The organism is uncultured Lentibacter sp. (assembly GCF_937123735.1).
Lineage (GTDB): Bacteria > Pseudomonadota > Alphaproteobacteria > Rhodobacterales > Rhodobacteraceae > Lentibacter.
In genome coordinates this window covers 1-6,837 of the sequence record NZ_CAKZKL010000020.1, presented here as the reverse complement: position 1 = coordinate 6,837, position 6,837 = coordinate 1, and the positions used below count along the sequence as shown (strand labels likewise).

The following is a 6,837-nucleotide window of genomic DNA, read 5'->3' as shown; positions in this document are numbered from 1 at the left end:
TGGTCGAAGGCGCTCCCCTGCTAAGGGAGTAGGCCCGGAAGGGTCTCGAGGGTTCGAATCCCTTCGTCTCCGCCACTTGACTGGTAACCCACTGGTCAATCTACTCTTTCCAAGTGTGAACCGAAATGAGCAGTGCCCATGGGGCGCGGGTCGGGGCTTGGTCATGGATCAGCGGCAGTTTTTGGCCTGTGAAAAGTCGCGAATGACGCAATCGGCGCTGATAGAACCCTGAACCGGGCTGACAATGATTTTCAACATATCCGAAAACGGTGGAAAATCCTCATGGATCACTTGATTTACCGCATCTCTGGCGAGGTTTGCTGCGCGGTCCGGATAGGCGAGGCCATCTTTCAGGCTGCGATCACTTAACCAAGCTTCAACCAAGAGGTTCGCAACCCCCCGCGGGTGATCCAACATCCCGGCCGCGCGGTTTTTATACAAGCGTTGTGCAAACGGGAACTCGATGAGACCAATACCGTCCTTTCGGAATTCTTCATATGTTTCTCGAACCGTTTTGTAGGCGTCTTCAAGCTTGGCGGTCTCGACTTCCCCTTGAAAATACAACATCGCATTGTCGCGAGAAAAATCATCCATCCACGCCGTGAAGCCATAGGCCGCTCGCAACTCTTTGCGAATGGCCGTGACCAAACGTGATTGGTCTGAGACCCCCAAGACGCCCACGCCGATTTCACGCGCTTCCTGGTTGGCGGCATATGTTTTTGGGACAGGGCCACCCACGAGAATGTAGGATGTCGCACTCTTGGGGCGATGAATCAAAATCGTTTTGGCAGGGTAGTGCATGACCAAGGGTGGAAAATCTTGTCGGCCTGAGGTTCTGGGAAGGTCGCGAAGGGCGATATCAATCGCGGCGCCAATGTCTTCGATGTCGGCATTGCCGGCTACGAATATGCCGACATCACCGGCTGTCACTGTCCTATGGTGCCATTCTTTGATGTCCTCAATCGTGATCGTCGTGAGGTTTTCTACCGGCGTCGCGTTCCAGACTTGCCTGAGAGGATGGTCGCCAACTGTAATCTCGCGCAGACTGCGCCATGCTTGCCCGGCGGGCGTCTTCAAATGTGCCGTGACATTTTCAACATAACTCCTTTGAAACCGCCTCAACCAACGAGGATCAAAGGCCGGTTTGGCCAGCACGGTGTTGAGAAGCTTTGCAGTATGGACCAGATTGGTGTCTGATCCAATCAGCAGGCCGTGCAAAGCATCTGGTTTTGAATATATCTGCAAGCCACCGCCCAGTGCATTGATCTGCGTCACCAGTTCGTCGGCAGAAAGCCCAACGGATCCGCCGTTTACCATCATGACAGGGCCAAGCTCTTGGATGTTTTCCTTGCCGGGTGAGACAAAGCCATTTCCGCCACGCCAGACAAACCGAATGAAAGTTTGGGTCGCATCGGGCATTCTGACCATAGAAAACCCGTGCCCCTCCGGACTTTTGTGGGTTTGGAGTTCGAAGGCAGATGCCTGGATGCCAAAAGCAACAAGACTAAGCGATGTGCAAACAACTTTGAAAATGAATTTAATCATTGCGGGTCTCCGGATACGCGAATGCGGTTGTCGTGAATGGGCTCTGGACGATTGATTTCAGGAGTGTGTTCAAGTCGTTCACTGTCGGCTGACCAAGTTCATAGTGATAGCTCTTCACATCAAGCGCTTGGCCGAGATTCAGGATGCTGCTTTGGGCAATGGTCGCGTGATACTTGGATTGAGCAGTCTCTCGCCGCCGCACTTCTGCACGGGTTTGATCTTGAATGGCTTTGAAGGTTTCAGCGGCCAAACCGTTTCGGGCCAAATCGCGCATAACCTTGTGAACGCGCTTCGCACTCTCTTGTGGCGACACCCCGTCTTCTGGACGAAAGAACACTTCAAAGCCAATATCTCCGGACGGCAACAGGAAAAACTGGACGCTGATATGCGTTACGACGAAATCGTCAAAGTAGAGCGGTTTTGCCAATCCGCCCTTCTGCGTCGAGTTCAAAACATCCGCCAGAAGCAGCATCGAAAACCAGAGCTTTCGGCGCGAAAACCCGGCCGGTGGTGCGGCTTGCCCGACGACAAGAACCTCATCTCGCGTTAACGCTGACAAGCCCAACGACAGAGTGTTTTCCGGTGGCTCTGGCAGCGGTGCGAAGACCCTACGGGCAACGGGCCGGGGTTGGGCCAGGTTCTGTAGGTGGCGTTCTATCTGCACCAGAATGTCTGTTTTGGTGATTGGACCATAGATCACTACATAGGCATCTTGCGGGCGATACCGTTCTTTGTGAAACGCCAGTGTGGCAGCCGGTGTAATTTGGCGAATGCTTTCTGGGGTGCCCATAACAGAACGCCCCAAACCGTGCTGCCCATAGAGGTGGTGATAGGCGCCCCGATAGAGGATCGCAGTCGGGTTGTCGCGATAGCGCAGATCAAACTCCCGCTCGACGACATCCCTTTCAGTCAACATAAACTCTTGGGAAAGCTCGATCGGCTCAAACACCGCCCGCGCATTGCGGATCATGTTTTCCAGGGCATCGGTCGGGCCACTGTTCCAATAGGTGGTCCAGTGGGGCGACGTCCAAGCATTCATCTCGCGGTTGCGCAGCCCTTCGCCATGAACCTTGTCGGCAGACCAGACGACGAGATGTTCAAGGTAGTGCGCCAACCCCTCTGGTCCTGTCCGGTCCACTTCGCCGACAGGAACGGACACGAGGATTTCGATGTTTCGGGCGGAAGGCTCCGGAATGACGTAAAGTCTTTTGAACGCGCTGTGAGCTGACAGATCCAGCAGGTCGGCCTGGGCGATAGAGGCCCAGAAACCAATCAACAAAGACACGATGAACTGCTTCAACCTACGGGCACTCTTGTTTGAACTTTTTACCTGCAACCCCACCTATCATTTCCCGGTAAAGGAGTGAAGTTTGCATTCAATCATTCTTCAAATTGTGTTGGGAAGCCACCTTTCGCTTGGGTTTGCGCGACGCGTCATGGCGCTGTGCCCACATTTGGGCCAGGCCGCATCAGAGGCAAAACCCGTCCTTGAGGGCGTGTGAATAACCACAGTTCCTCTGTTATGCGGCGCGCCGGTTGGCGTGTGGGCTGTGGTGCAACGGTTTTGCAAAAGCTTTTGGGAGCGGAGGCAAAAACCTTTACCACGTTTTGGGAACGTGCTGTTTTGAGAAAAAAACGAGCAGTTTGTAGATGGTGAAAAAGCGTGTGTCAGCTGGCAGCAAAGGGCTGTGCGGGGAACGCCTGCGGGCCTCTGGCCGCGGTGCCGGGGGGGTGTTGTGCGTCTTGGCCCGCCGGAAAATGCAGACAAAAAACCTAAAAATGTCCCTGAATTGCCGTGTTTGTTAAGCAAACGCGGGCAGGCCAGCGGTGTGGTATTGAGTGAAATCGGAGTAAACGAGTTATGGCAGGCGAAACAGGAACGCTCAATTTGAGCAGTGATTCAAATCAGTTGAGCATGAACATGAACACAGGGTCGGGCCAGGTTGGCGCATCGCCTGTGCCAAATGGTCAGGGCAGCGCCTTTCACCTGATCCCGCTGGCAGCCCTTTCGGAGAGGTTTCAAGCGCTCCTGCAAGAGGCCACAGCGGCGACAAATCTTGATTTTGATATCAACGACCGCTCCAACGGGGTCTTTTTGCCCGACTCTGACATGGCCCAATTTTCCGCCATGGATGCAGGGGTCTTTGCCCCAATTTATGGCCCGCCACATGCCGGGTATTTGGCGTTTGTCCAACAGCTGACGGACCGCTTTTCCGAGGAACACGAGGCGGCGCTTGCAGCCGGACACCCGGCCAGCGCGGCGGGGCAGGCGCTGTTTGAGAAGCTCGATCATCTGAAAGTTTTTCTGGCGCAAGCTTTGGTAGCAGATGCTCCGCAAAAGGTTTTGTTCGTGTTTGACAGCTTTGACGCTTTCCTGATGGAGGCGACCACGGCTTGGGATGCACGCGCCGAAGATTACTCGCATAACCGGCTTGAGGGTCTGGCCGGCTTTTTAGATTTCACCCGCGCACCGCAAGTTGTGCTCAATCCGCACAACGGCTTTGATCTCACGATCAAGCAGGCGGGTTTGGCGGACATCACGGTTTCAAACCACAGGCTCGCCGACAGCTGGACGGCGATGGATTTCACCAATGCCGGCGGGCTCTTGGGGGTGTCGGCGGTCTCTCTCATGGTGGCAAGCCTCGTGCAGGCTGGCGAAGAGGCGGGCCTGACCACGCCAGAGGAGATCATTGGGCTGGTGCAAAACTCCAATCTTGCGGGGCTTGCTGAGCTTGTTGATTTGCAAACGGTTCTGGGGGAGGCGCCAACAGAGGCGGCCTTTTCGGCGCTGGTGCGGCTTATCGGCGGGCCTGTGTTGTTTGAGAGCAATGTCTATGAGCTTGCCCAGAGCTGGGGCGCGTTGCGCGGCGCGGTCGAATTTGCCTCCGGAATTTATGGTGAAGATACAGAGCTTGCCGGGCTGGAGTTTGCGCTGGCGCGCCTTGAAAACCTGTTGGAAGCTTGGTTTGGCCCGGCGTTTACCACGTTGGGCCATGCCGATCTGGCGCTGAGTGCTGAGCAAAGTGCGCAGGTGCTTGGCTTGCTTGAGGGGATGACGGGTGTTGCAGAGTTTACCCCATCGCCCGCCGCTTTTGAGGCTGAGGCTCAAGAAGAAATCGCTCAGCTGCTCAACAACCACTGCTTTGCCGCTCAGACCCCGATCCTGCTGGCGGATGGTAGCCACAAACCCATTGAAGAGATCGCGATTGGCGACTGGGTGCAATCCTATGACAGCACAGGTGCGCTGGTTGCGGCGCGCGTTGACAAGCTGTTTCGCAACACCACCGAGATGTTTTTCAAGCTGAATTTTCCGGAACCGCGCGCGCCGCTTTATGTGACAGAGGGACACCGGTTTTTAACGCAGACCGGCGATTATATGAAAATCGGGGATATGCTGCGCCTTGGTGGCGGGCGCGCGCAGCTGATAGATGCGGCGGGCGTGCCGATTGAGGTGCGCGGCGAGCGGATTGTCTATTCGCAACAAACGGCGGCGCTTTTTGAGCAGGCGGCGGGGCAGGTCGTTCACATGGCCGGGCAGTTGCCGCAGCTGCGCTCCGGCGCGCCGGGCTGGCAAACCTATAATTTTGAGGTCTGCGAGACCCATTGTTACATTGCCTCAGGTGTGCGGGTGCACAATGACTCCTTGCTGGGGAGCCTTCAGTATGGTGACCGGATTGTGGCGCTCAACACCGGTTTGAGCGAGATGGCCGTGCTGCGCGATGTGGACCAGGACGGCGATTTGGATGTTGTGGTGCTCGAAGCCATTTCTGACAGCTTGGGGCAGGCTGACAGCGCAGTGACCCTGCGCAACACCTATCTGGATCATGGCCAGAGCTACCAGCTTGCTGACGGCGCGTCCGGTAACTTGGCAGCGATGGTTTTGGAACTGGTGGCAGATGGCGTGCCACAGGCCGTGCGCAGCGCATCTTCTGGCACGGTCTGGCCCACTGCGGGGCATGGGGCGCATTTTGAGGATCTGCTCTTTGCCCAGATTGCCGGCCTTTCGGGCGACATTCCGCAGACGCGGGCCGGGCTGCGTGATCTTTATAGCCAGAGTGAAGCCTTCGTGGCCGGGCATCTTGTGAGCCTGCCGGATCTGACCGGGATGGACCTGTCAGAGGCACAGGCCGCTCTTGCGCCGTGGATGTCGGCGATACAGGCCTTGCCGGTGCAGGCGGTGCACTATGCGCCCGGCGGCGGTTCGGTATCTCATGCGCCGCTGGAGGGGCTGAGCGGCCTGGGCGTTGCGGCGTTCCTTTTGGGGGTGGATCTGGACAGCAGGGCGCAGCCTTTGGGCGGCTCTGCAGAGGCGTCTTCTGGGTTTACGTGGGCGGAGGTGTTGCAGGGGCAACTCTCCGATTCCCCGCAGTTTCATGTGGTGTTTGGGGCGGGGATCATGCCGCAAACTGTCAGCCGTTGGCAATCTGAGGCCGATCTGGTTTTGACTGTGAAAAACCCGGATGCAACAGAGAGCACGCTGACATTTGAGGATGTTTATCTGGACGGCAATGCCCAGGAGCTGGTGGAGCTGCACTTTGATGGGGGTCTTGTTCTGTCGCTTGGCGATCTGGCGCAAACCCTGTTTCCGGACGGGGTCGTTGCCGGCACCGCAGGGGCGGATGAGATCAACCTGGCCTATCAGGATGTGGATGGCGACCGGCTTTCAGATCAGGCCGATCTGGTTTTGGCCGGGGATGGCCATGACCGCATCACAGGCAGTGCGGGGGCGGATACAATTGACGGTGGAAGCGGGTTTGATGTGTTTGTCTTGCAAGGTGGGGCCGACCGCTTTGTCTTTGCCAATGAGGATGGGGAGATCACAGTCACAGACCTTTCAGGCGCGCAGGGAACAGACCGTCTGAGGGGTATCGAACAAATGCTTTACAGTGACGGGGCGCAGGCCGAGATCGCGCAGCACGGCGCTGACACGATCATTCGTGTCGTTGCGCCCGACACAGCTGCGCTTGTCTCCCGCACGGTCCTCGATACGGGCGACACACGCCCCTGGAGCGGTCTGACGGTGGTTTACGCTGCTGATGGAACCACCCGAGAGGACTACCGCGTGAGCTATGATGATGGCCGCGAGGTAGATGTGGATTATACAGCCGAAGGGGTGCGCAGCCAGCGCTCGGTGGTTGATGCGCAAGATGCCCACGCCTGGAGCAGCCACACCACGACCTATGCCGCCGATGGGGTCACGCGGGTGGATTACCGTGTGAGCTATGATGATGGCCGCGAGGTAGATGTGGATTATACAGCCGAAGGGGTGCGCAGCCAGCGCTCGGTGGTTGA

2 protein-coding genes and 1 pseudogene are annotated in these 6,837 nt (G+C 57.0%); 1 reads left to right on the top strand and 2 read right to left on the bottom strand.

Features of this window, described 5'->3' with window-relative positions; genetic code table 11:
* Window positions 1-168: 168 nt before the first annotated feature.
* A complete protein-coding gene (locus Q0478_RS05135) occupies window positions 169-1,545 on the bottom strand; it encodes an insulinase family protein (RefSeq protein WP_298676847.1) in 1,377 nt (458 codons plus the stop codon).
* Entirely contained in the window at window positions 1,538-2,845 is a 1,308-nt protein-coding gene (locus tag Q0478_RS05130; protein WP_298676845.1) for an insulinase family protein, read from the bottom strand. Before Q0478_RS05130 ends, Q0478_RS05135 begins: the two co-directional genes overlap by 8 nt.
* A gap of 615 nt (window positions 2,846-3,460) precedes the next feature.
* Between Q0478_RS05130 and Q0478_RS05125 the strand changes: the two are divergent.
* Window positions 3,461-6,837: pseudogene (locus tag Q0478_RS05125) on the top strand (hypothetical protein); the annotation flags it as partial.

Coding starts and splice junctions, on each gene's coding strand:
- Q0478_RS05135 (WP_298676847.1), bottom strand. CDS start 1,545: ATGATTAAATTCATTTTCAAAGTTGTTTGCACATCGCTTAGTCTTGTT.